We start from the raw sequence: 25346 nt of genomic DNA, 5'->3' as shown, positions 1-25346 counted from the left end.
ACTGTTTTGTCCCTTTACAACGTATTTATTCTGAACCGGCAACGGTATTTTTGTCACAACCATGAGAGTCATAATATGGATGATCCTATTCTCCGCTATTACGAGGCGGAAATGCACTATCTGCGTGAGGCAGGTAAAGAGTTTGCACAGGCACACCCGGATCGGGCGGCGATGCTGCATCTGGACGACGGGCGGGATCGCGATCCTTATGTCGAGCGGTTACTTGAAGGCTTTGCTTTTCTGATGGGGCGAATGCGTCAGAAGCTTGACGATGATCTGCCGGAACTGACGGAAGGGTTGGTTAGCCTGCTATGGCCGCATTATATGCGGACGATCCCTTCTCTTTCTATTGTTGAGCTGGCCCCTGATTATCAGAGTCTCCAGAGAAGTGAAAATATGCCCAAAGGGTTTGAGGTGGTCTCCCAGCCCGTAGGGGCTGGTCGGACCCGCTGCTATTACCGTACTACCCGAGATATGCGCATTGTGCCGTTACATATCACTGCCGCCACGGTGCAAAGTGAAGCTGATGGGCGTTCAGTGATCCGTCTGCGCTTCGACTGTGGTCGGTTGGCGGAGTGGGATAAAGTCGATTTGGCGCGACTGCCCCTGTATCTCAAGGCGGATAGTCCGGTGAGTTCTGCTTTGCATCTGGCGCTGACCCGACAAACCCAGCACATTTATCTGCGTCTACCGGAGATGGCGCGTTGCCGTTTTGAGGGTTATTTTTCACCCATGGGTTTTGATAGTGATGATGTCCTGTGGCCGAAAGGGGGAAGTGCGTTCAGTGGTTATCAACTGTTGCTGGAATATTTTACTTTCCGTGAAAAGTTTATGTTTGTGGCCCTCAACGGTCTGGACACGCTGAACATCCCTGATGGTACGCCGTGGTTTGAACTGGACATCGTACTGAGTGAACTGTGGCCGTATCAATTGACGTTTGCGGCGGAAAATATCCGTTTGCATTGTGTCCCGGTGATCAACTTGTTTAGTGTTGAAGCGGATCCGATGCACATTTCACCGATGCAAAATGAGTATTTGTTGCGCCCGATGCGCATTCAGGACGGTCATACTGAAATTTACTCGGTGGATGAGGTGTTCTCTTTCAGACGGGGTGAGGAGCAACATTTTGTGCCGTTTAGCAGTTTCCGCCATCGGGGCGGCATCATGCGCCAGACCGCACCGGAGCGTTACTACCACACTCGAGTCTCTCCGGGCCCTTCCGGTTTGCATGATACCTGGCTGATCCTTGGCGGTGAATCGTTTGAAAATGATCCGGATATTGATGATGAAATGTTGTCGTTGCGTATAACAGGCACCAATGGTCAGTTGCCCCGTGAGGCACTGCGTAATGCGCAATTTGAACAGACATTACAAGCTTCCGGGGGCAAATTGTCGGTGAAAAACTTGTGTTCACCGACGCTGCCCTGTTACCCCCCGGCGAATGATCGTTTCCACTGGCGAATATTGAGCCATCTCGGTTCCAACTTTCTGAGCATGATGGATAATCCGGAAATATTGCGTGGGACGTTGGGGCTGTATAACTGGACAGATGATGAGATGAATTACCGCCGTCTGGATGCCATTATCGGGGTTAAACATACCTTGATTCAGCGTTTCGAAAAGGGCTTCCTGTTGCGGGGGGTTGATATTGAAATCACTCTTAACAGTAACGGCTTCACCGGCGATGGCGATATTTTTCTATTTGGTGAAATGCTTAACCGCTTTTTTGCGCTGTATGCCGATATTCATCTGTTTACCCAGTTGACTCTGCTTCTTCAACCTTCAGAGAAATGTTTACGATGGAAAGAAAATCACAATCAGCGTATTCCCGGCTAGTGCAGCGGCTGGCGCCGAATATTTACGGTTTTAACTTCTATCGCTTCTGTCAGTTGCTGGAAAGCCGGCGGGATGAGCGTCCGCCTTTGGGCAGTACGATTTCGCCTGCTGATGATCCCATCCGTTTTCGGCCCTATCCGGGGATGGAATTTCCCGCCAGTGAATTGAGACATGTGGAATGGGATGAGGCGCAGCCGGAGCAGCCACCGACCGTGCGTACCACGTTTCTCGGCCTGTACGGTGTGGATTCACCGTTGCCGACGGCTTATCTGAATGATATCGCTCAGCAGCGTGAAGGCTATGAGAGCGTGATAGATTTTTTGGATATTTTTAACCATCGGATGATGACCCAGTATTACCGTATCTGGCGTAAATACTCTTATCCGGCGACTTATCAGCCAGGGGGGAGAGACAAGACATCACAATATCTGCTTGGGCTGATTGGCCTGGGCATACCGGGCAGTCAGCAGCATATCGCCACACCCGTTTCCCGCTTTCTGGCTCTGATCGGCACGATGCGGTTGCCAACCCGGACAGCCGAAGGGGTGATTGATTTGGTGGAATTGTTGGCCCCCCTGACGCAGGCACGGATCATTCCACATGATCGTAAGCTGGTACGGCTAACCCGACCGACCCGGTTGAGCCGACATCATTCAGTGACGCTTTCTCAGCGTCCGGTGTTGGGTAAAGTGAGGACAGATATTAGCAGCCAAATGAGGCTTCATCTTTATACTGAAGATACCGATGAAGCTCAGGGTTGGTTGCCGCAAGGGGAATTGTATACCGATCTACTGGCGTTGCTGCGTGTTTATCTGGGTTGGCGTTGCAGCGTGCGGTTACAGCTCACTTTGCCTAAACGGCTATTGCCGCCAGCGCAATTGGGGAAGCAGCGTGTCCGGTTAGGTCGTACCGGGGTACTCGGTTTGAAACCGGGAGCACACATTATTTCAGGGATGGTCACGATTAATTTGGGATGCTATCAGGGGCTATTGCCTGGTTATCAGTATAGGAAGGCCGAAAATGGCGGTTATCAATTTTAAATCAGTCATCATGGGCAGTGTGGTGTGGCTGGCGGCTGCGGGGTTAACCGGGTGTGGTCTGACGCAGACGCTATCCGACAGTACTGCCGCCGTGACTGAATCCCTTTTCTATAAGCAGGTGAAGACACTGCATCTGGATTTCAATGCCCGCAGTGCGCTTAACACCAATAGTGCACAAATTCCACTGAGTACGGTGGTGCGTGTTTATCAACTCAAGGACAATAAAGCCTTTGAGCAAGCCAGTTATGCGGAACTGTTAAAAGGGGATAGTGAGGCGCTTAAAGCGGACTGGCTGGCACAGCGGGATATCAGAGTGGCGCCGAAAGGGAGTGTGGCATTGGATATGCCGATGGAGAAAGCCGCGCGGTTTGTGGCGGTAGTGGGGCTGTTCCATACACCGGATGCGGCTAATAATCACTGGCGGTTGGTGATCAAACGCGATGAACTGGATGCGGATAAACCACGCACCATCGAGCTGGGTAACGGCACACTGACACTCAACGCTTTGAACGAGTAACCGATGAGGCCTCCAATTTACGAAATTTTGATGTTTAAGCAAGGCAAGGTTTGTCAGTGGTCTGAAATCCCCCGATTTTCATCGGGGGATTTGTGTAGGAAAGACCGCGGATCTCGGGGGTTATCTTGTTAAAACTGACAAACAAGCGCTGTATCAAGGCAATTTCGTTGATAATCATCCCAAAAACCGAGGGGATGATTATCAATATCGCTTTTTAACAGCATTGGTTTTTGCCATCTAAATTGTTTGAACCCCGCCTTTTGGATCGCTACTTGGTATTGTTCACGACTCCAACGATACATAGTGAAAGGGCTGGGTGGCGTGGTAAGAAATTCAGCTCTCAGGAGGGTTGTGTCTTTCACGGGTTCTTCACTCAGAATTTTTATACAATAATTTTCATAATTCCCTTTTTCTAATCGATAATCAGGTTCAAAGGTATACGCAATGAGTTTACCGGAAGGCTTGAGATGAGCGGCAATGACACGGAACATAGTTTCAAGGTCTTCAATAGATTCTGCATGGCAGAATAACCAGGCTGCATTGACTATGTCAAATTTGCCAAATGACTCCATCTTGCAGACATCTCTTACGTGAAATTCGATATCGTCACCGTATTGTTGTGATTTGTTTTTCGCAATTGCTATCATGTTTTTTGATATATCGACTCCAATGACTTTTGACGCACCACGATTTTTGTATTCTCGACTAAAGAGACCATATCCACAGGCTAAATCTAACACTGATTTCCCGTGTATATCTCCAGCCAGATTGAAGATAGTTCTGATTTCTACTTTGATATGGTCAGTAGCATCTGAAAAGCTCTCGTAAAGATGTGCAATAGGGTCATATAAAGTGTCATTTTTCATGTTTTTTATCCTTAGCTAAAGGCCAAAGTACTTTATTTATCGAAGAGGTATATTATTTAGTATGAATTTAATAATTACTGAAAGTTTTTCTCTTATTATATATTAATACATTAGTGATACATTAGATATACCCTTCATCTTTCAAGTTGCTGCTTTGTTGGCTGCGTTCACTTACCCCAGTTACATCGTTATCTATGCTCCTGGGGATGCGTTCACTTGCCGCCGCGTTGCAACTTGAAATCTATTGGGTATATGATTTTTACATTGGTTAATTCTCGGATAAATATCAGTGAATAAATATAAAACACTTATGATATGTTTTTTGGAAACTATTATTCTTATAATGATTATGTCATGTCATCAATTGTTGAAATGAGCGATATTATCAACGTTAAATAATAGAGAGATGCTAATGACCTGTCATTATGCCTTTATATGGACTCCCCTGAATGTGATATTCTTTTACCTTTAATTTCAGATTTAGCTCCTTTAATCAAAGTAGGTAATATATCTATATTTTGCTGACTTATTTGTTGCTCAATATGCTGCACTACATAGGCGGCATCCTGATCAATCCCCATAAAACGCCCGGAACCCCATGTATATAACCACGGCAAACCAATAAACGTGACATCCGGATCGATGGTAATACCGCGGTCATGTTTTGGATAACCATTGGTTTGAAAAATATCTAAATCAAGCCATGAATAATCTGGTCTAAAACCAATACACCAAATCACGGAAGTAATATTTTCTTTTGCTAAGTCAATGTGGGTGATTTCCTGCTCAGGCTGCCAAACAGGTTGATACACCGATGCAGGTTCATCGGTTGCAATATTGTTTTTCTCTAAATACTCATCAATTGAGGCATTAATACGATTATAAGTGGCATCGGCACTGTCCAGGTTTTCTGATAAATTTGGACTAAACCAGAATTGACCCTCTTTAAAGTCATCAAAATATCCGAACAGTTGCATACCTTCTAAGGCAAATTTACGCAGGTCAATATCACGCCCACCATCACGCCCGGTGACATAGTGGTTGGTGCTGTTACGTACTTCTTCACTATAACGATGATTGTTGACAGTCGTTTCGTAATAACCCATATCAAACAGCCACTTCACCACATCTTTACCGCGATAGAATCGGGCGCAACGTGGTGCATTGCCTGTCGATAAATAGACTTTTTTGCCTGCCAGATGTAAATCTTCGGCAATCTGTGCGCCGGACTGCCCTGATCCAACCACCAACACCGCTCCTTCAGGCAGTTGATCTGCATTTAAATACTCTTCCGAATGCATCACTTTCACCTGCTTAGGCAAGGCATCGCTTAGTTTTGGATAAATCGGGGTGTGATACCCACCTGCTGCAACGACCAGCTGTTTGGCTGTGGTTGTACCGTGATTGGTTTTAATGACAAACTCATGTGCCGCCACTTTTTTCACATGTTCTACCTGAATGTTTAAAATGGCAGGAGGATTTATTTTTTCAATAAACTCATTAAGATATGCCTCAATCTCAGGCTTTGTCATAAAGCCGTCAGGGTCTTTTCCCTGATAAGGATGCTCAGGCAATAGACACTGCCAGTTCGGTGTCACCAAGGTAAAATTGTCCCAACGTTTACGGCGCCAGCTATGGGTCAACTCGGATTCTTTTTCTAATATCACATGGTCAATGCCTGCTTTTTGCAAATAATGGCTGATACATAAACCGGCCTGACCACCACCAATAATCACCACATCATAATGTGGCTGTAACATTTGATTTTGGATATTTAACATGGGACACCCCTCTCATTGATTCGTCATTTCAATAACTTCAATTTGATCTGCCGGACTTAGCCCGAAGAATTTGGCTTGGCGTTTGATCATTGCCAGAGTGTCCATGGCTGAACTACAGGCAAAGCCATAACGTACCTGTACCCTTTCCGATGCGGCATTCAGGCCATTTTCAACCTGATGCAAGAATTGCGTACTTGGGTAACGCTGACCAATGGACAGATATTCATAAATCACCGTTGAGGGTGAGTAATATTGCATCAGCTCCCCATCAGGCCATTTCACAGTAAAATTCACACTGGGCATAACATAGACTCCTGCTGACTTTTAGCCTCAATCTGTACGGATTGAGCCTGTAACTTTGTTAAAACATCGGCATAACAAAAACCGGTAAACATTTGGTTGTTAAAATCCCAAAATAGGTCGTACTGCTGCTGTTGCTGCACGGCAACCGCACCACTGACATTGGTTTCACCAATCACCGCGCAGGCAATGCCCTGACGGTGAAACAGCCTGATAATTTCTTCACATTCATTTGCATCGGCAGTCAGTAAAAAACCAAAACTGGGGAAAATTTGCAGCCATTTAAACCAGTCCACATCATCAGGTTTAGGAATGGCATCTAAGTTGATATGTGCTCCCGATGCTGTAGCTTCGAGCAGCATCAACAAACTGCCTAAAATGCCGGCATTGCTAATATCACGGGCGGCATGAACCAGATTTGCCTCTGCTAATTGCGGCAACAAGGCAATTTGTGACTGTAAAATGCGGTCAGGCACCCGCTCAAAGCATTTCCAATAAGTGGTATTGGCGTGGAATTGCCCTCGCAGATTTAATGCAATCAGAATTTTTTGTTGTGGTTTGACATGCAGCACCGAGAGCAGTTTTCGCGCTATGCCTTGAATCGCAACGGATAAAGTGGGCTGATAAACGACGTCAAGATTGGTGTGTCCACCGACCAATGGCACACGATAAGCACGACAAGCATCCTGCATACCTTGCATTAACAACTGGGCATGTTCGTTACTGGTATGCCAAAAACTATTCACCACGGACAATGCCCGGCCACCCATTGCGGCAATATCACTGATATTCGCCATCACCGCTGACCATCCGGCAAAATAAGGATGATTGGTCACAAAACTGGGTAGCATGCCTTCACAGGCGTGCAATACATATTGACCATTTAGCGGCAGTGCTGCCGTATCATCTCCGGGATAGGCATATAAGCTATCCAATGAATCCACATGGCAGGGTGTATTGACTGAAACCGTGTCAGCAATCGCCTGCTTGGACTGCATAGCGGGTGTATGTTTTAACATTTCGAGTAGTTGATTGAGTGCCATCATTGCGTCTCCTTCAGCATATAGGCTTGCATTGGGATATGTTGTAACGGATAGTTTTCAATCTGTGCTTGCATCAGCACATGTGGAATGTTGGCAACGGTCAGCTGACGCAAACTATCCCAACATAACCTTTGGAAATAGCGTTCATTTTGACTTTGCACGGTGGCTAAAAAGGTACGGCATCCCAGGTTTTTGGCGGTCGATACCGCGGTATTGATTAATGCTTTACCAATGATATGGTGACGTCGATATAAAGGTTCTACGCATAAACGTCCGCCATACCACGTCTGTTCGCCATCAGGGAAAATCCGCACTGCACCAATTACACGGTCATGCTCGCCAAACATTTTTCCAATGGCAACAATGCCTAATGCTTCAACATCGTGTTCGTCGCGATCTTCTTTCAAGATTTTCTGTTCATCGCGAAAGGTGACTTCACGCAGACGATAATATTGGTGACGCTCCCAATCTTCCGACACAATTTTGATGGCAATGTCATCGCTAATAAATGGTTTCAGCTCTTCATTTAACTCAAGCAGCCAAGGATGGATAGTGAGAAAGTTCCATATCACATCCTCCTTATTCATACGCTTTCAGCGAAGAGCAAGCGCCACATTTGGCACAGCCTGCTTGAGTATTTTCCGAGTTCAGACCCTGTTGTTTAAGTTGTTGTCCAATTTTCGGATAGAGCGACTGCATAAAAGCGTGATCAGGTTTAGGATGATGCTCTAATGGCGTACCTTGAATCGGCACAAACGGCACCACAAATGGATACACTCCCATTTCTGTCAGTTTGGCGGTCATCTCCACGATTTCCTGTTCGGTGTCGCCCAAACCGGCCAAAATGTAGGTACTGACCTGTCCTCGACCGAATACCGCAACGGCTGCATCAAATGCTGCAAAATATTTTTCCAACGAGACTTCGGCTTTACCCGGCATAATTTTCTGCCGTACACGCTCGCTCACCGCCTCAAGGTGCATGCCAATCGACACAGCGCCTGCATCTTTTAAACGTTGAAACCAGGCAAAATCATCGGGTGGTTCGCACTGTACCTGTATCGGCAAATCTACTTGCGCCTTAATTGCTTTAACTGAGTCATATAAAATTTTTGCCCCACGATCTCCCGTATTTGGCGTACCTGTGGTGATCACCATTTGCTTGACGCCATCCAGTTCAACGGCGGCTTTCGCGACCTCCGCCAATTGTTCCGGGCGTTTACGGGGCAAGGTTCGACCCTCTTTTAGAGACTGATCAATCGAGCAAAATTGGCATGCAGTTGCCTTGTCCTTCATTCGAATGCAATGCTGTAACACTGTTGTCGCCAACACATCATGGCTATGTAAGGTCGCAATTTGTTCATAGGCAATGCCTTCGGCGGTTTTTAAATCATAAAAACGGGGTCGTGCAGGTGCGGTTAAGGTCGCCACAGGGATCCGGTTTTTAAAGACAATCACCTTGTCGGAGTGCGGTTCAGGCCTTGCGGTATAGGGAGAATCTTGTGCTGCAAGGTTCAGCACAGGAATCATCATGGTCTGCCCGTCAAGGCTCAACGCTTTATGATCGCTTGGCCCTGCGCCACCTTTACGGGACAAGCCAAACTTGCCTTCCCATTTCAGACCATTACATTGCAAATCGGTTAATAGTTGTATTGCTGACATCTTTAACCTCCTATCGATTGGGTTTACATCAATATGGTCTCGGCATGTTCTTCATTAAGTTTTGAGAGCTTTTCGAGATGACTTTGATCTGATGGTTCAACTTTCAGTTCGTGTAATACATGTGTTGGACGACGATCAATCAATAAACTGAGCAACTCAGGGCGACTGTAATGTCCAATTGAATCCATCATGCGTTTGCGTTTATCAATCAGGTTGAAATCCAGATCGGCAATGCAATAGCCTTCACCTTGCGTGATCGGTTTAGCCAGGAACTTGCCTTCGGGAGAAACGATGGCGGTAAAACATCCGCCTGAAATTGGACCGATATCACAGCCAGTGTCTTGCATAATTTGCTGTTGCTGTTCGGGATGCAGCCATGCGGTTGAATTGACCACAAAACAGCCAGACTCTAAAGCATGGTGTTGAATGGTTGCGTTGATTTGATCGGCAAACACTTGTCCTACCAACGAACCAGGAAACATGGAGGCATGAATTTGCTCACCATCTGCCATCAAAGAAAAACGTGCCAATGGGTTGTAATGTTCCCAACATGCCAGCGAACCAATACGTCCCACCGCAGAATTAATGGCACGTAAACCACTGCCATCGCCTTGCCCCCACACCATTCGTTCATGGTAAGTTGGGGTAATTTTGCGGCGATGCTGAATGATTGAACCATCGGCATTAAATAACAGTTGGGCGTTATAAATCGTACTGCCCGCACGTTCATTAATGCCAATCGACACTACCATGCTGGCCTCAAGACAGGCTTGCCCAATCGCTAAGGTTGCTTCAGAAGGGACAACCACCGATTCATTTAACAGCTTTAAGTGCTCTTTACCCATGGCGAATGGCGGTTGTACGAAGGAAAAATAAGGGTAATAAGGCACGACGGTTTCAGGAAAAACGGCAAATTGCACTCCTTGTTTTCCAAGCGCTAAAATAATGTCACAGATTTTTTTTACCGTTGCGGATTGACTATAAAGCACTGGACTACATTGCACTGCGGCAGCTTTAACGATTCTGTTCATAACCTTATCCCCTTATAGTTTATGTTTACTCAGACAGTCCAAGTATCAATGATTAAGGCATTGTCACGACGCATCAGCAGTTTTAAGTCCATCACATCTAATGGATTAATAGGACGAATCCCTGGAATAAGCGCTTTTTCGGTTTGACCATACATCGCTTGCAACGCAAAACGGCAGGCATAGACTTCGCCACCTTCTGCCATGAAGGCTTTCAACTGATTATTGACGGCCAGATGACCCGGAAAAGCTTCTGCCCCTAAAGTTGGAAAACCGCGTTGTACACCCAACTGCACGCCTGGGCCGTAAAGCAAGATTTTGGTTTCAAAGCCTTTACGCAATAAACGCTTTGCCTGTAACACATTGAGCAGTCCAATTGATCCCTCAAATGCAACGGTATGGAAAGTCACCAATGCTTTTTCACCCGGCTGGGCTTTGACGTCCTCAAACACTTTTTCTTCATAATCAACGAGAAAATCGCCATCTTTATATTGCTCGATATCAATGTTTGGCATAGCAGCCTCCTAGTTCAATGTTATTTGGGAATGAACCAACATGTAGTCTAGTCTGACTGTATTAATGCGAGAACTGTGCCAAGTTATATTTTTTGGCGGAGGTTTATTTATATCAAATTGAAAAGTAACATTTAATTTTTATAAAAATATTTTTGTGGAGATAAATTGAACTGCTGGGAAGTTACGACTTTTCGTAGTATTATGAAATTCCATAACTTAAATTATGAAAATTCATAATATGAATACAACTGATTTTATCTCTGACTGGGTCGTTTCTGAAGATTCAATTCGCCCGTTGGTGTTTGAACACACGTCACAGGCATTAATTGTGCTGGACCCATATCAAAACCGATTTATTGATGTGAATATCAGCGCCACTAAACTATTAGGCTATGAACGTCATGAAATTATTCAAAAAACAGTAACTTCCATTTTTGGTCATTTCAGACAACTGCCATACCTTATGGCATTTACCGAAGGCGCTTTAGCAAAAGGTTGGGCTTGGAATAATGAGCTGTATACCTTTGATAAAAATGGTGAAAAAATTCAGTTGGATATTACTTCCATTTCATTGCTCCATAAAAATAAAACTTTGCTGATATGGTCGTTAATGGATGTCAAAGATTTAGAACTGCGCCAACTCAATAAAAATGCCGATAACGTCATCAGCACGGGTTTAAAAGAACAGCAAGCCTTGCAAGAACTGTTTATTGACTCCGATACGGGCAAACATTTATTGCTGAGTTCAGTTGGTGACGGTATTTACAGTATCAACAAACAAGGCTTATGTACCTTTATTAACCCTGTCGGGGCTAAAATGTTGGGACTGCAACCTGAAGATACACTGGGTAACAATATCCATCAGATTCATCACCATACCCATGAAAATGGTGACCCCTATCCTGAAGAAGAGTGCCCGATTTATGCGGCGGTACATGATGGTATTGTACATGAAGGTATTCAGGAAATTTTTTGGCGCCGTGATGGCAGTTGCTTTCCAGTGGAATTTACTAGCACTCCAGTGATTCGCCACGGTGAAATTATTGGCGCGGTAGTGGTGTTCCGTGATATTACCGATCGGCTGAATACCGAAAAACAACTGACCTATGCCCTTGAAGAACTGCAAGATTTAAAAAGCCGCCTGGAACAGCAAAATGAATATCTGCAAGAAGAAATTTTACAAGAAAATCAATATCATGAAATTATTGGCAGCAGTGCATCCATTTTACAGATTATTGAAAAAATCGAGGTGGTCGCCTCAACTGATGCCAACGTGATGATTTATGGTGAATCAGGTACAGGCAAAGAACTGATTGCCCGTGCTATTCACCAATCCAGTCACCGTAAACAGCAACCACTTATTCGGGTTAACTGTGCCGCTATTCCTTCGGAACTGTTTGAAAGTGAATTTTTCGGACATATCAAAGGTGCATTTACTGGGGCTGTGCGTGACCGTGTCGGACGTTTTGAATTGGCAGACCAAGGTACACTGTTTTTAGATGAAATTGGTGAAATTCCTATCGAGTTACAAAGTAAACTGCTGCGTGTATTGCAAGAAGGAACCTTTGAGCGGGTCGGTGAAGAAAAAACGCGGCATGTGGATGTGCGGATTATTGCCGCCACCAACCGCAATTTAAAAGAAGAAGTTAAACATAAACGCTTTCGTGAAGACTTGTATTTCCGTTTAAATGTATTCCCGATTTATGCACCTGCCTTACGTGACCGTAAAGAAGATATTCCACTGTTGATTACACACTTTACTAAGTTGATTTGTGACAAGCGTAAAATTAATTATCTACCATTTTCACAAAAGCATATTTTGGGGTTACAGCAATATGACTGGCCTGGCAATATCCGTGAGCTACAAAATGTCATTGAACGCGCACTCATTACCGCAAAACAGGGTGCTGTTTCCTTTAAATATTTGCTGGAACAAGATCAACAGCAAAATGAAACTACGTATCAGAATATTCACAATGAACTTCAACAAATCGAAGGCGTGCTGACCATGCAACAGCTGAAAGCGTTGGAAATTAAAAATTTCTCTCTTGCCGTTAAACAATGCAAAGGGAAAATTTTTGGTGATGACGGTGCCGCAAAATTGTTGAGAATGAACCCAACGACATTGATCTCACGTTTAAAGAAATTTGGGATTGATTACTGAAAATCTCATTTTGAACCTGGTAAATGTGCCTTATATGTATGATCTGACAGTTACCGGTTACTTATACAGGTATCTGTCAGATGTTTCGTCAGCAAGATTTCTGCCGCCTGTTTTTTGTGTTCCTATTTTTGTGCTAAGTATAGCAATGGAAAAAGGAGTAAAGTATTTTCAATAATGCCTATGCTAGATACATCTAAAAAACGCTTTTATAAGCATTCAGGTTTAAAGCTTACTATGATCACCGATAAGCGATAAAATAATTCTTATTCTTGGTCATATTCTATGAGAATTATAGCTTTCCTTTGCTTGATTTATTCTCATTCTCTTAACTTAATTGATAATTATTCTCTTTTTGCTGACGCATTAACGAGGGGTTTGTATTATTTACCTGATTGAAAAATAATATAAATAATAAAAGTGCGATAGTGTTATATAGAGCCGAGTTACTCTATCTATTATATTGCAATAGATAGGCAGCTATCATTTAATGAAAATAAAAACAACTTCTTTATGAAAGTGAATGTCAATTCGTTTAGGTTTTGTTGATATATTGTTTGTTATTCATGTAATTTGATGGTTTTTATATCTGACAAGCCTTAGGCAAAAAGTGCTTTTTTGAAAAAATGTCTTGATTTTTTAAAAGAGAGTTTAGAAAATCGCCTTGGTTAGGAAATGGCCTGTCTGGTAAATACTGTTATTTATTGTGATGGGCATTGTCGGTGTTCTCTTATTTTCTGCTTGGTTAACTGCCTGTCCTGAAATACCTGAATCCGGTTTTGCATTCCTGAAATTTATTATGGCATGGCTCATGCTATTGAGTTCTTTTTCATTGTTGAGGAACGGCTTTATTAAATGGGATTTGCGCGCCGGTGGTGCGCAGGAAAAAGTTGAACGCCTGCTGAAATTATTGGTGATTGAGGGATTATCGTCATGGTCGGGATAATCATCCACTGACCGGGCGCGAAAAATATCTATTAATAAAAACAATTTTGACAGCGTAATGACTGAATTCAATCTCGCGGTTAACTTGACGGTCGAAAATACCTTGGTCGGCACGGCAGCGAACAGAATATGGCACTGATCTTTCAGCAAATAAAAGATTAACGGATGAGCATCAGTTGTGTGGTAGCCCGGGTGAAATACGTTGGCCTACTTAAATGTTATTTGCACTCTCGTGATGAATACCACTCCTCTGATGCCGGGGAGAACGAATGATGAATAAACAATTACGGCAAACGGGCAAACTGTGGCTGCAAGGCCACTCCCGTTACCAGCTTGAGGTTCGGCGTTGTGACGCGGTGCTGGATGTTTTCAGCTTCACTGGGGAAGAGCACTTATGCGCGCCGTATCACTACACCATTGATTTCACCAGTACCACACGGGATATCGACCCGGTGGTGATGTTGAAGCAATCCGCGACATTTACCTTGCAGGCGCCGGATAATCCCGGTCAGGTGCGCAAGGTACACGGGGTGATCACCCGTTTTAACCGGATCTCCACTTCGCGGGATGAAACGCACTATCAGGTATGTCTGGAGCCGTGTCTGGCGCTGCTGCGTCATACCCGCCGCTGTGCGATTTACCAGAACCAGTCGGTCCCGGACATTGTGGAAAAGATCTTGCGTGAACGACACGCTTTCCGGGGGCAGGATTTTCTGTTCACGCTGTCCCAGGATTACCCAAAGCGGGAACTGGTCGTGCAGTGGCAAGAGAGTGATCTGGATTTTGTGCATCGTATCCTGGCGGAAGTGGGGATCTGGTACCGCTTCGACGTGGACAGCCGTCTGGGTATTACCGTGGTCCGGTTTGGTGACAATCAGCGCAATTATCAGTACGACGTGCTGTTGCCGTTGCATAACCCGGCGGGGATGAATCACAACGCGAATGACTCGGTGTGGGGTTTACACGTTGAACATCAGGTGGTCACGCAGGGGGTGAAAGTGCGTGACTACAACTACCGGGAAGTGGGGAGTGACCTGCAATTTCAGGTCACACGGGAACGGGATACGACGACGGAAGGCGAGGTTTATCGCTATGGTGACCACTTTCTGACCCGGGGTGAAAAGATCCGGCCACAGGTGGAAACCGCGGCATTTTATGCCCGACTGCACCATGAGCGCGATTTGTGCCGTCAGCACATCATTTGTGGCAAAAGCTCGTCGCCGCTCTTAGCGCCGGGCCAGGTACTGGAAGTGACAGGAGAAAGCCCGGCGGTGTTGAAGAAAGGGCTGCTGATCGTGTCAACCCAAAGCAGCGCGCGGCGGGACAGCAACTATCTGATCAGTTTCAGTGGTATTCCTTACAGCGAAATGATGAGCTACCGGCCTGCCTTGATAGCCCGGCCCGTCATTGCGGGAACCGTGCCGGCGCGGGTGACCAGTGACTGGCCGAACGACACCTACGGTCATATCGATAAAATGGGGCGTTACCGCATCAAATTTGATTTTGATTTGGATGAATGGCCGCTGGGAGGAGAAAGCCTGTGGGTACGGTTAGCCCGCCCGTATGCGGGCAGCACCTACGGTTTCCACTGGCCTTTGGTTCAGGGGACGGAGGTGGCGGTGGCGTTTGAACAGGGCAACCCGGACCGGCCCTATATCGCCCATGCGTTGCATGACTCGCGGCATGAAGATCATGTGACCCGCTACAACTACAAACGCAATGTGCTGCGTACACCGGCTAACAACAAATTGCGCATGGACGATGAGCGCGGCAAAGAACACATCAAACTGAGTACCGAGTACGGGGGTAAAAGCCAGCTTAATCTGGGTCATCTGGTGGATAGGCAGAGACCGCATCCGAATAAACGCGGTGAAGGTTTTGAGCTGCGAACCGACGACTGGGGAGCTATTCGTGCCGGGAAAGGGTTGTTGCTGAATACGCAGGCGCAGCCGAAAGCCAGTGGCAAACAACTGGATATGGATGAAATTAAACGTCAGCTTACAGATGCTTTGTCATTGGCGGAATCACTCTCTGATCTGCTCCAGACGGCACAGATTGATCCGCTGGATAAAGATACTCAGCGGCGTTTTCTGCAACAGCATGTGGAGCAATTGCAGCAACCCGTGATTGTCGCCGGAGCATCAGGTGGGATTGCCTGGTCAACACCGCAGCATATCCAGCACAGCGCCGGTAAAAACCTCATCATGACTGGCGGTGGCAATACCGAAATCTCATCATTGAAACGTATGGTGCTGGCAGCGAAAAAATCCGTGGTGGTTTTTGCACATGAACTGGGCATGAAACTGGTTGCGGTTGCCGGAAAAATTCAGATGCAAGCGCAGACTGACGGGATTGAAGTCACGGCAATGAAAGGTGTCACTATCACCAGTACCGACGATGAAATCCTGATCTCTGCTAAAAAGAAAATCACATTGCAGTGTGGCGGCTCCTATCTGACCCTGGAGCCCAGCAAAATTGAACATGGCTCTCCGGGCGATTTTAACGTCAAAAGCGCCAATTTCGATTATGCCGAGCCGGCGAAACTGGATGTGCCTTATCCCAATTTTACCGCCTGTGACAAGATGGTTACCGAAACCACTGATCGGGGTGACGCTACGGCGCCATTAGGCTAAGGAATTGATGATGACTCATTACCTGACCCGGCCTCTGGAATTTGCTGAACACCAGTATGTGCTGATTGATCGCGTGCTTGTACCACAGTTGCCCGAAGATTTGCCGGTGATTGAAGTGGTTTCACCGCTTCTTGCCCCGCAAGCCCATCTTTATCCCTGGTTGTTACCGTTGCGTGAGTTACCGTCTGTTGTTTGGTCTCGTCTGCTCAATGAAGCACGTCTGAAAACCGATCCTGATTCTCCGCCGTTTTTCACTTTATTGCTTAAAAGCGATTTGTCTCCGGAAGCAATAAAGAATGTGCTGGTCAATGCCCTGTATCTCAAGGAGAAACAACAGGGGCATATCCTGCGTTATTACGATCCCCGTGTTTTGTTTCATTTGCACTGGATGATGACTCCCTGGGCATTTTCACGCCGAATTGCTTCGGATGACATTACTCACTGGACATTTTGGCTGGAAGGTGACTGGCATACGCTGGCCTTCCCGGAAAAGGCCCGTTATCAGCAGGGAGAAATGCCAACGCCGTTTGCCCAGATTCAACGTATTGGTTTGATTAATCAGGTATTAACTAAGTTGCCGGCGACGCTTGATATGGCGGAGCGGCAGGCACTTAGCCGCCGTATTGATGTACTGCTTGATATCGCCATGACACGGTGGTCATTGACAGATAGACAGGATCTGACGGCTTTTGCGTTACATGGCATCACCCTGAATGAAGCGTTTCATCAAGCGCCGAAAATGAAAACGCTATTGAGTCAGTGCCAACAGTTTGCGGGGTATTACCAGCGTACCACCATAAACTGGACTGACACACAGTGGCGGGAAATGACCCGTGAAGATAATTACCTGCCATTTTAATGGACGGAATTCTAAATGATGATCCATAAGAAACACATTTTTAGCCTTCTTAGCCTTGTTGTTTTGAGCATGGGGTTAACCGGATGCGACAGCGCACCGTATACACATCAAATTGAAAAGGCTATTCAGTCCAGCTGTGCTGAACCTGGAGAATTATCAAAGAAGCTTAATCGTGATCCCAGTGATCAACTGTCTTTCCAATCAGTTGAAAAAACAGGTAAATGCGAACCCTCACAAGACAAAGCCAATTTATTGCTATGTCCGGTAAAGATGCGGGTTAAACAAGTTGAACTCGGGAACCCGATACCGAATTACTATGAGGTAACGGATAAAATATCAATATATCAAGACGATGGTGTATGGAAAGCCGATGACGATTTAAAAGGTCGGATACTGTTATCGATTCTCATTAACGAGAACGAAACGCTGTTTAGCCGTTTTAACCTGAAAAACCTGAAATAACATGGTGTGCAATAGGAGATTTTATTGTGATAAACCCTGGCTGTAGTTTTTGTACCCGTAAGGGATTGCCTGTTTTACTTGTCCGTCCTGCCATCAAAGCGCAAGGGGATGGTATACCGGATTTGCCTGCGAACATTCAGATGCCGCCGGTAGAGAAAAAAGGTGAGACGGGCTATACCACCCGTCTGTTGCGTGCAGGCTTTCTGTATATTTGGGATGAGTTGGTTAGTGGCTGGATCAATTATTACATTACCGACGAGGGGTACTACTATCCCTTGCCGGAACATGGCAAAGTGCTACCCCGTTTAGCCAGTGGTGAAATGAAACCTTGCATTGATAAGCCAAATGAGTTGGCGCGTGCTTCGCTGGTGACGTTGCCGGTGTTGCCGCCAGGCTTTAAAAACAGTGCCTTTTGGTTTGCCTGGTCTGGGGTGCAATGGACAGAGGCGGTCCGTAAAAAGCACGAAGATCCGGCCTACCGTGCGCGATATATGCAACGTTTTGATATGGAAAAATGGCTCAACCGTGGAGAGGGGGAGAATGCGCTGCCGTTCTCGTCACTGACGGATACCGTAGCGGAATACCACTCGCGAATAGATACCAACCGGCGTATCGCAGATTACACCAGCTCTCATTGGAATGGGAAATTTCTATTTGATCAGAATGACCTGTGGTGGGCAGCTAAAGAATTAATGCCCGACAAAGGGGTTATCCTGTTCCTGCCTGATCCGGTTGCTATGGTGCAGGACATTACCGCCCTGATGAATTATCGGTTAAAGACTCAGTTTCATGAGAATCAACACTATACCCGGGGGATTGCGCTTTCGGCTTCCTTGAGCACGCTGAAAGAGGTGTTATGCCGTCAGTTTGAGCGTGATCAGTTAACTAAAGATGAAACGGAAGAGAATGAAGCCCGGTACGGCAGTTTTGAGGGTGAATATTACATTCCTGGCTCTGAAAAACGAGCGGATACCACGCATTACTTAAATGATGCGGCATTAAAGCCTCTGGTACAAAAACATTGGGCGGATTACGAGAAGTACATCGACCGTGATAAAGAAAACGCGTTTATGGAGCGATTCACTACCGACCTGACGCGGTACGACAACACCATTATCTCCCCGATGACCGAGATGTATCTGGACTGGTTGAAAAGTCAGACCCTGCTGGACTATTTTGACCATAACTTTGATAGCACGGACGATTACAACGGCGCGCTGTTTACCCAGTCAGTCCATGATTGTATTTACGGGATGCAGGATAAACTGGGAGCTTCCCGTTATTTTCAAGAGCAGATGATGCGCGACACCATCACGCCGGATAATCTGATCTTACGTGCGCTGGTGATGAACAGCGATAAAAAAATAGAGCAAGCTCACGGGGTCCTGAAGACCGGAGGAAACTACGGCTCTCTCGCCTGGGATAAAATACCCGATGGGCTTAAAGACATCGCTAAACACTTCCATAAACCCGCTTCCATGGCGATGGAAAAGTACCTGAATGAACTGAGTAGCACTTTGTTTGCGGTGATGAATAAAGCGGTGGAGAAAGCGCCGATTCCCGCACTGGTTTTGCTGGCTAAACTGCATGGCAAGGAATTAAAAGTCATCAAGTTTGTCGGAAAACGTAAACATTTTCTCAGCGCGGTGGTCACTCAAATGAGCCTGATGGCGGATCTGAAACAGCCTTCTTCCTCAGATAAGCTGCGTCACTACGTTGACTCTGAAATGCGTCGTTTGAAGATTAACGGCTTGCCGATGGAGGGCGAGCAGGAATTCGAATTTATTACGCTGGCAGACGCAGGTGAAGCGGAAAAGACCCGGGCTTTACCCGAGGCGGAACGGGCTAAGTCTGTGGTGAAAACCTTGCATTCTGTCGATGAGATCCGTGCGGAGCTGTTTCCGGGAACATTACGCACAAAACTGGCGCAGTTAGAGGGCAGTTCTGTCAAGAGTGCTGCCGAACAGTTGGCACATGTCCCGCCCTTTATCGGCTGTACCTTCTCGCTGGTGTTGCAGATCTCCGCATTGCGCGCGGCTGGGTGGCCAGAGGGCAAGACTGAGGCGTGTACCCGATTTGCAGCGGATCTGGTCGCTGCAATGGGGGCTCTCGCTGAAACTTGTGAACGGTTGTTGAAAAATTTTCAGGTACTCAGGTTAAAGCCTCTGCTGGGTTCTGTCTTGGGGGAAGAGCTGCTGACCAAGGTAATAACATGGATTGGGAGGGTAAAAGTCCTTGGAGCTTGGGCTGGGATCGTTGGGGTGGCATGGGATGGGTATCATGCTTGGGATGAGGTTTTTAATAAAGGCAATATAAGCCTAGGAATTGCCTATCTGGTCTCTGCGCTAAGTGGATTGGTGTTGATTATCTTTTCCTTGGGGCCGGTAGGTATTGTTATTACCTTGCTGTTTTACTTTGGTGCCAGTATTTATTTGGCGATGAAGAAAAAAGATGAGATCCAGGAATGGTTGGCAGCCTGCTTGTGGCGCAAAATTCCAGCGGGTGAAGAGGATATTCCTGCTATCTGGCCCGATAGCAGAATGGAAATGGATGCTTTTAATAAATTAATGACTTCGGCGGAGGTGTAATTATGCAAGGAAATGGCTTGTATAACCCTTATAAATTGAATCGCCCTTTGACCAGGGGAGAAAGATATGCTCAACTTTGTCAGGGAAAACCAACTCAGATAACCGCTAAATATGGTTTGTATATTGTTGATCACGATACGGTGATCCGTATGAATTCTACTTATATGGAAACGGTAGATAAGTATTATAGAGAGCAGGGATTTGTTAGTTCTCTTAATGCAACGGTATTTTGTTGTTTCTTAGGAATGGCTTTATATTTTACTGGAAAAACGATCTATCTATCTATTTTGAATGGAGCAATTAAAGAAAATACATTATTAGGATTTATGATTATGATCCCTGCAACTGTGTTTTTTTTGTATTTCAGTGGCAAACTTATTTTAAAAGAGTGGTTTGCTAAGACACACTATCCAATTCGATTTAACCGCAAAACCCAGATGATCCATGTTTACCGTTTTAATGGCACAGTATTATCGGTTCCCTGGAAAAAGGTGTTTTTTACCCAGACAATAGGAAAAGGCAAGTGGCCGGAATGGAGTATCGAAGGTCATATTCTGGCAGACGATCAGGAAACGGTATTAGAGACATTTAGTCTGGGACTTTCTGGTGAGTTGGAATTGATGCCGGGTTATTGGGAATTTATCCGTTGTTATATGGAGGAAGAGTGTTTACAGGAACAGGCGGATATTATTGCTTTATGCCCTCCCATTGAGAAACAGAAAGAAAGTTATATTTTTGGATTACAGTATCTGATGCGGATGGGTTCTCGTTTGGACTGGCTTTTTGGGTGGATAATGCTGCCATTTGCTCTAATTACCAGTGTTGCCCGTTATATTGCGGTGCAGACCAGCAAAATACCGCAATGGCCTCAGGAAGTGGAGGAGGCTTGTCAGGTTGATCCTGATGACCCGATTAATGTCAGCGCTGCGAATAATCCTGTGCATTTATGGCGTTATGTTTTGGCGAATCAGACGCGGGAAGAACGTCGGGCATTATATGATCGCCAGTTATCAGCATATACCCGTTTGCAAGAAAAAATCGCAATGTCTCATTCGTCTGCGGATAAATAAAGGCAAACACATGAACGAAATTATTGTTCCCGGTGTGGCTAGTTGTCTTGATAAAACTCTGGCGGAGGCGTAATTATGCAATTAGATGGATTGTATATACCCTATAAATTGAATCGTCCGTTGACTCAGCAAGAGAAAGACGATCAATTTTATCAGGGAAAACCGACTAGAATAGAGGGCAAAGATGGTCGGTATATTGTTGATTACAATACAGTGATCCGTATGAACTCCACTTATATGGAGACAGTAGATAAGAACTATAGAGATAAGGGATTTATCAGTTCACTATCCGCGACGTTATTTTTTGGTTATTTAGGATTATCGTTATTTTTCACTGTTATTATGATTTCCCAGGGTTTCAATGGAAATTATGAGATCTTAGCTGGTTTTTTTATTTTTCAACTGGTTGCCATGTTTTTTTTATATTTTAGTGGTAAATTTATCCTAAAAGAGTGGTTTGCGACGACACACTACCCAATTCGCTTTAATCGCAAAACCCAAATGATCCATGTTTACCGTTTTAATGGCACGGTATTATCGGTTCCTTGGAAAGAGGTATTTTTTACTCGGACAATGGGGAAAGGTAAGATGCCGGAATGGAGTATCTACGGTCATATTCTGGCAGACGATCAAGAAACGGTATTGGATACCTTTAGCCTTGGGCTTTCCGGCTTGAGGGAAATGATGCCGGGTTATTGGGAATTTATTCGCTGCTATATGGAAGAAGCGTGTTTACAGGAACAGGCGGATATTATCTTACTTATGCCCTCCCATTGAGAAACGGAAAGAAAGCTATGTTTTTGGATTACAGTACCAAATACGGATAACTTCTCGTCTGGAATGGTTATTTGAGATTATACAATTACCTATAACCTTATTGACCAGTATCGCTCGCTATGTTGGTATGAAAACTAGCAAAATGCCGCAATGGCCTCAGGAAGTGAAAGAGGCTTGTCAGGTTGATCCTGATGATCCAATTAATGTCAGCGCTGCGAATAATCCCGTACATTTATGGCGTTATGTGTTGGCGAATCAGACGCGGGAAGAACGGCGGGCATTATATGATCGTCAGTTGTCAGCATATACCCGTTTGCAAGAGAAGATTGCAATGGCTCATTCATCTACGGATAAATAAAAGCAAGCATATGAACGAAATTATTGTTCCCGGCTTTGTTTTCGACGCGACTATTTGCCCTGGAAAAAACCGACGAAGGTGTAATGATAGGAGAGGTTAAAGGTGAAAAAGTAAAAAACGAAAAGTAACTGTCTCATGCAGGGAGGATTGAAATTAACATTCAGTTAATGGCTCCTGCTCGCGTGAATGAAAGTATTGTGTAATACAAGAGAAACCGTAATTTTAATTAAAATGATTGATTGGAGTTCTTATGAAAAAGTTGAGTATAGTCTTTTGGCTAGGTTTGATTATTGATTTGATAGCTATCGTAGGATTTTTTTATTATGTTCAGTTACAGCAGACAGCTCTGGATAGTTTAACTTATCAGGATCAAGAGGCTCTTAAGGAGTTTTATCCTATTGCGAAACTGATAGTAATTGCTATTGCGATACAGATGGTCAGTGTATTATTGCTTTTTGTTCATAAAAAGCTGGCGCTCTTTTTGGCTATGTTGTCTGGTTGTATAACGCTTCCCTTGGGATGTATGTATGTGATCGGTTTTCTTATGAGTTATAATAACTTCCGTTTTGCTGAATTACAGACATTCAATTCAGTAAATAGAAAGCAACTTTCGCCTTATTTGTGTTTTCGTCAGGAACGTTTTTATATTACTACGGTCATATTAGGTGTGGCTGCTGTTGTGCAATTCAGTATTACCGCCTCAATGGGGATATTATTAGTTGTTGCTGCAATCGCGTCTGCCTTTAACGGTATTCGACTGACGAATCGGCCTGTATTGGGTATTTATGGTGATCAATTGGTAATTACACCTTCTCTATTCAGTAAGACCTATCAGGTAAATAGTAAACAGGTAACGATGAAGAAAAAAGGTGAAAATACGATTAGCTTAATTATCCAGACTGATTCATTGAAAGAAACTGTGAATATTAAGCGTAACCTTATTAAAACCACTGATGATGCTGGTATTGACGAAATTGAAAAGAAATTAACAAAACAAGGGGCTATAGAATGAAAGGCATTATCCGTATTCACGATAAAACGACCCACGGTGGTCAGGTACTGAGTGGTTCGCAGAAAATGAAATTCGGCGGTCTCGGTGCTGCACGTAAAACCGATCCGGTTTCCTGCCCGAAACACGGTAATACCACGATTATCGAAGGTCATCCCACGATAAAAGATAACAGCTTGCCGGTGGCGTTTCATGGTCACCGCTGTGGTTGCGGCTGCACGCTGATAACTTCTTTAAATAATGCAACAGTGAGTTAATTTATGCCCGTCGACATGCATTCAATCCCCTTACCGGCAGAGCGTAAGCTTGTACCGGTTATAAAACGTTGGCTAATCGCACTGGTGATATTTATATCACTGGGTGGTTTCGCTACTGTGGTGTACTGGCCCGCCAATGTGCCGATTCATACTCCCTGGTTCTGGTGCTGTTTTCTGGTTTTTCCATTTCTGATGTGGGCAGGCGTATTTGGCGTGAGGTGTTTGTATTACGAACTCAACCAGATATGGTCCGATACTTGGGATTATGAGCGGAATATCTTGTTATATCAGGAAACGCAGCGAGGTCAGCGCCATTTAAATGTGTTGGCCCATGTGACTCATCTTCCCCAAACTGTCATGACAGGTTCACTGGCGATACAGTTAATGGCTCAAAAGGAGGGATTGCCTTCATGGGTGGATATGGCTAATGGTCAGGTCATACGCCAGATACGTTTCGACATGCCGGAACGCCCTATCCGTGAACAGCTTCACGAGAAAATGGCCGCGCTATTAGCCGATGAAACACTAGGCACAGTATTGCGTCAGTTGCCTCATCATTCGGTTTTCTTGTCGTTGCAGATTGATGCCGGCTCAGATGCAACGGAATATGAAGCTGTCTGGCAGTCAGTCTGGGAGGCGTCCGGTATCAATACTCCGCTATCAATATTGCCGGGAATGGGGTTAGATATTATTGATGGCTGGCTGGATACGCCCCGTCATAACGCGGTTTTGCTGATAGTCGCTATTCGGTTGGTGACCGGCGTCATTGATGGGCAAGGTGACACTGCCGTTGCATTATTACTGAATCATCCTATTCGCCAACGTACTCTGTTCATGTCTCAACCTGAGCTGATGCCCGCCATACACGCCGTCATGCACCGGCCTGAACTTACCCGGGAGGGTGACATGAAATATGCATTGTCACAGGCGTTACTGTGGGCAGATATTCCGGCTGATGCTATTCAGCAATTATGGTTTACGGGCATGGGCTGTGATAACCAGGCTCAGGCGATATTTACACCATTAATTGATCAACTGCCCAATGTGGGGAAACAGACGGAAAAACAGTGTGACATTGACGTTCAGACCGGTTTCACCGGCATAGCTTCACCCTGGCTAGCAGCAGCGGTTGCCATTGATGCCGTAACCAGCGAAAAGCAGGCGCAATTGGTGATGAGTACCCCCGCTCCCGATGTATTGACACCTTGGTTTATGGTGATTAAGCCAGCAGAAACACAGGAGGCAGCATGAAAAGATATCTGACGCTATTCTGGAGTATTTTCGGTTTGCTGTTGATGCTGATAACCGTCTGTAGTTTGGTGATATGGTTTAAACCCGAGTGGTTAAAAATACAGGAGCAGTCGTTATTAGAGAAGCAATGGGCGTTTCAGTGCTATGTATTGGCTGCCAGTGTACTGTTTTCTCTGATTTTTATTCTGATAACACGTTTGTTTATCCATGATGCCCGCATCGCTTTTCATTGCTGGCGGAAACAAAAGAGTGCGCTTGAAACCGTCTCTGTATCTCCCGAGCCTGCCCCGATATTCCAGGAGCTGATCTACCACCTGCGTTGTCGTTATGATTTTTTCTGGCGGTTTAAGGTGCGGATTTTAATGGTCATAGGCGAACCGGAACAGGTAGA

General features: G+C 45.3%; 25 protein-coding genes. 17 read left to right on the top strand and 8 right to left on the bottom strand.

Annotated features, from left to right (window positions below; genetic code table 11):
• Positions 1 to 75: 75 nt before the first annotated feature.
• Genes tssF through tssJ form a run of 3 tightly spaced genes read left to right on the top strand, consistent with a single transcriptional unit; the run spans position 76 to position 3393 of the window.
• Positions 76 to 1836 carry a type VI secretion system baseplate subunit TssF gene (tssF, locus tag LGZ99_RS21185; protein ID WP_262979567.1) on the top strand — a complete coding sequence of 587 codons (1761 nt, stop codon included), beginning with the start codon at positions 76 to 78 and terminating at the stop codon, positions 1834 to 1836.
• Positions 1800 to 2876: a type VI secretion system baseplate subunit TssG gene (tssG, locus tag LGZ99_RS21180; protein WP_036841505.1), complete on the top strand. Its 1077-nt coding sequence runs from the start codon at positions 1800 to 1802 to the stop codon at positions 2874 to 2876. The genes tssF and tssG overlap by 37 nt, the downstream gene beginning before the upstream one ends.
• A complete protein-coding gene (gene tssJ / locus LGZ99_RS21175) occupies positions 2857 to 3393 on the top strand; it encodes a type VI secretion system lipoprotein TssJ (protein WP_262979566.1) in 537 nt (178 codons plus the stop codon). Before tssG ends, tssJ begins: the two co-directional genes overlap by 20 nt.
• Before the next feature lie 128 nt (positions 3394 to 3521).
• Here the strand turns inward: tssJ and LGZ99_RS21170 are convergent, their stop codons facing one another.
• From LGZ99_RS21170 to LGZ99_RS21135, 8 genes are all read right to left on the bottom strand, one after another.
• On the bottom strand, positions 3522 to 4259 hold the full coding sequence (locus LGZ99_RS21170) for a class I SAM-dependent DNA methyltransferase (RefSeq protein WP_036841495.1): 738 nt from the start codon (positions 4257 to 4259) through the stop codon (positions 3522 to 3524).
• A 431-nt stretch (positions 4260 to 4690) separates the two neighbouring features.
• A complete protein-coding gene (locus tag LGZ99_RS21165) occupies positions 4691 to 6040 on the bottom strand; it encodes an MSMEG_0569 family flavin-dependent oxidoreductase (RefSeq protein WP_262979565.1) in 1350 nt (449 codons plus the stop codon).
• 12 nt (positions 6041 to 6052) lie between these two features.
• A complete protein-coding gene (locus LGZ99_RS21160; protein WP_021326329.1) occupies positions 6053 to 6343 on the bottom strand; it encodes an MSMEG_0570 family nitrogen starvation response protein in 291 nt (96 codons plus the stop codon).
• Positions 6331 to 7386: a sll0787 family AIR synthase-like protein gene (locus LGZ99_RS21155; RefSeq protein WP_262979564.1), complete on the bottom strand. Its 1056-nt coding sequence runs from the start codon at positions 7384 to 7386 to the stop codon at positions 6331 to 6333. Before LGZ99_RS21155 ends, LGZ99_RS21160 begins: the two co-directional genes overlap by 13 nt.
• The gene (locus LGZ99_RS21150) at positions 7383 to 7970 is read right to left on the bottom strand and encodes an MSMEG_0567/Sll0786 family nitrogen starvation N-acetyltransferase (protein ID WP_262979563.1); all 588 of its coding nucleotides are present in this window, start codon (positions 7968 to 7970) and stop codon (positions 7383 to 7385) included. Before LGZ99_RS21150 ends, LGZ99_RS21155 begins: the two co-directional genes overlap by 4 nt.
• On the bottom strand, positions 7963 to 9042 hold the full coding sequence (locus tag LGZ99_RS21145; RefSeq protein WP_021326332.1) for an MSMEG_0568 family radical SAM protein: 1080 nt from the start codon (positions 9040 to 9042) through the stop codon (positions 7963 to 7965). Before LGZ99_RS21145 ends, LGZ99_RS21150 begins: the two co-directional genes overlap by 8 nt.
• A gap of 23 nt (positions 9043 to 9065) precedes the next feature.
• Positions 9066 to 10073, bottom strand: coding sequence for a Nit6803 family nitrilase (locus LGZ99_RS21140; protein ID WP_021326333.1), 1008 nt, complete (start codon positions 10071 to 10073; stop codon positions 9066 to 9068).
• A 29-nt stretch (positions 10074 to 10102) separates the two neighbouring features.
• On the bottom strand, positions 10103 to 10585 hold the full coding sequence (locus tag LGZ99_RS21135) for an MSMEG_0572/Sll0783 family nitrogen starvation response protein (protein ID WP_021326334.1): 483 nt from the start codon (positions 10583 to 10585) through the stop codon (positions 10103 to 10105).
• Between the two features lie 238 nt (positions 10586 to 10823).
• On the opposite strand from LGZ99_RS21135, the gene LGZ99_RS21130 reads away from it, so the two are divergent.
• From LGZ99_RS21130 to LGZ99_RS21070, 14 genes are all read left to right on the top strand, one after another.
• A complete protein-coding gene (locus tag LGZ99_RS21130; RefSeq protein ID WP_200875318.1) occupies positions 10824 to 12749 on the top strand; it encodes a sigma 54-interacting transcriptional regulator in 1926 nt (641 codons plus the stop codon).
• 703 nt (positions 12750 to 13452) lie between these two features.
• Positions 13453 to 13692: a hypothetical protein gene (locus tag LGZ99_RS21125; protein WP_128575643.1), complete on the top strand. Its 240-nt coding sequence runs from the start codon at positions 13453 to 13455 to the stop codon at positions 13690 to 13692.
• A gap of 57 nt (positions 13693 to 13749) precedes the next feature.
• Complete coding sequence (locus LGZ99_RS24930; protein ID WP_081704210.1) at positions 13750 to 13830, top strand: hypothetical protein; 81 nt, start codon at positions 13750 to 13752, stop codon at positions 13828 to 13830.
• Positions 13831 to 13960: 130 nt separating this feature from the next.
• Positions 13961 to 16324 carry a type VI secretion system Vgr family protein gene (locus LGZ99_RS21120; RefSeq protein WP_262979562.1) on the top strand — a complete coding sequence of 788 codons (2364 nt, stop codon included), beginning with the start codon at positions 13961 to 13963 and terminating at the stop codon, positions 16322 to 16324.
• Positions 16325 to 16334: 10 nt separating this feature from the next.
• Entirely contained in the window at positions 16335 to 17183 is an 849-nt protein-coding gene (locus LGZ99_RS21115) for a DUF4123 domain-containing protein (protein WP_023044682.1), read from the top strand.
• A gap of 15 nt (positions 17184 to 17198) precedes the next feature.
• Positions 17199 to 17645, top strand: a complete 447-nt coding sequence (locus tag LGZ99_RS21110; protein WP_021326398.1) for a hypothetical protein — start codon at positions 17199 to 17201, stop codon at positions 17643 to 17645.
• 26 nt (positions 17646 to 17671) lie between these two features.
• The gene (locus LGZ99_RS21105) at positions 17672 to 20233 is read left to right on the top strand and encodes a T6SS effector BTH_I2691 family protein (protein ID WP_021326397.1); all 2562 of its coding nucleotides are present in this window, start codon (positions 17672 to 17674) and stop codon (positions 20231 to 20233) included.
• 2 nt (positions 20234 to 20235) lie between these two features.
• Positions 20236 to 21303, top strand: coding sequence for a DUF6708 domain-containing protein (locus LGZ99_RS21100; protein ID WP_023044684.1), 1068 nt, complete (start codon positions 20236 to 20238; stop codon positions 21301 to 21303).
• Positions 21304 to 21378: 75 nt separating this feature from the next.
• On the top strand, positions 21379 to 22080 hold the full coding sequence (locus LGZ99_RS21095) for a DUF6708 domain-containing protein (RefSeq protein WP_023044685.1): 702 nt from the start codon (positions 21379 to 21381) through the stop codon (positions 22078 to 22080).
• Between the two features lie 127 nt (positions 22081 to 22207).
• Positions 22208 to 22438 (top strand): hypothetical protein, encoded by a 231-nt coding sequence (locus LGZ99_RS21090; protein WP_128575654.1) that lies wholly within the window; start codon positions 22208 to 22210, stop codon positions 22436 to 22438.
• A gap of 250 nt (positions 22439 to 22688) precedes the next feature.
• Entirely contained in the window at positions 22689 to 23450 is a 762-nt protein-coding gene (locus tag LGZ99_RS21085; protein ID WP_023044686.1) for a hypothetical protein, read from the top strand.
• Positions 23447 to 23704 (top strand): PAAR domain-containing protein, encoded by a 258-nt coding sequence (locus LGZ99_RS21080; RefSeq protein WP_021326389.1) that lies wholly within the window; start codon positions 23447 to 23449, stop codon positions 23702 to 23704. Before LGZ99_RS21085 ends, LGZ99_RS21080 begins: the two co-directional genes overlap by 4 nt.
• Before the next feature lie 3 nt (positions 23705 to 23707).
• The gene (locus LGZ99_RS21075; protein ID WP_023044688.1) at positions 23708 to 24955 is read left to right on the top strand and encodes a KPHS_23130 family T6SS system protein; all 1248 of its coding nucleotides are present in this window, start codon (positions 23708 to 23710) and stop codon (positions 24953 to 24955) included.
• Positions 24952 to 25346: Asp23/Gls24 family envelope stress response protein (locus LGZ99_RS21070; RefSeq protein ID WP_262979561.1), on the top strand; the 395-nt coding region annotated here is incomplete at its 3' end. The genes LGZ99_RS21075 and LGZ99_RS21070, both read left to right, overlap by 4 nt.

This window comes from Photorhabdus temperata (assembly GCF_025384845.1).
Classification (GTDB): Bacteria; Pseudomonadota; Gammaproteobacteria; order Enterobacterales; family Enterobacteriaceae; genus Photorhabdus; species Photorhabdus temperata.
This window is presented reverse-complemented; position numbering and strand designations above follow the sequence as displayed.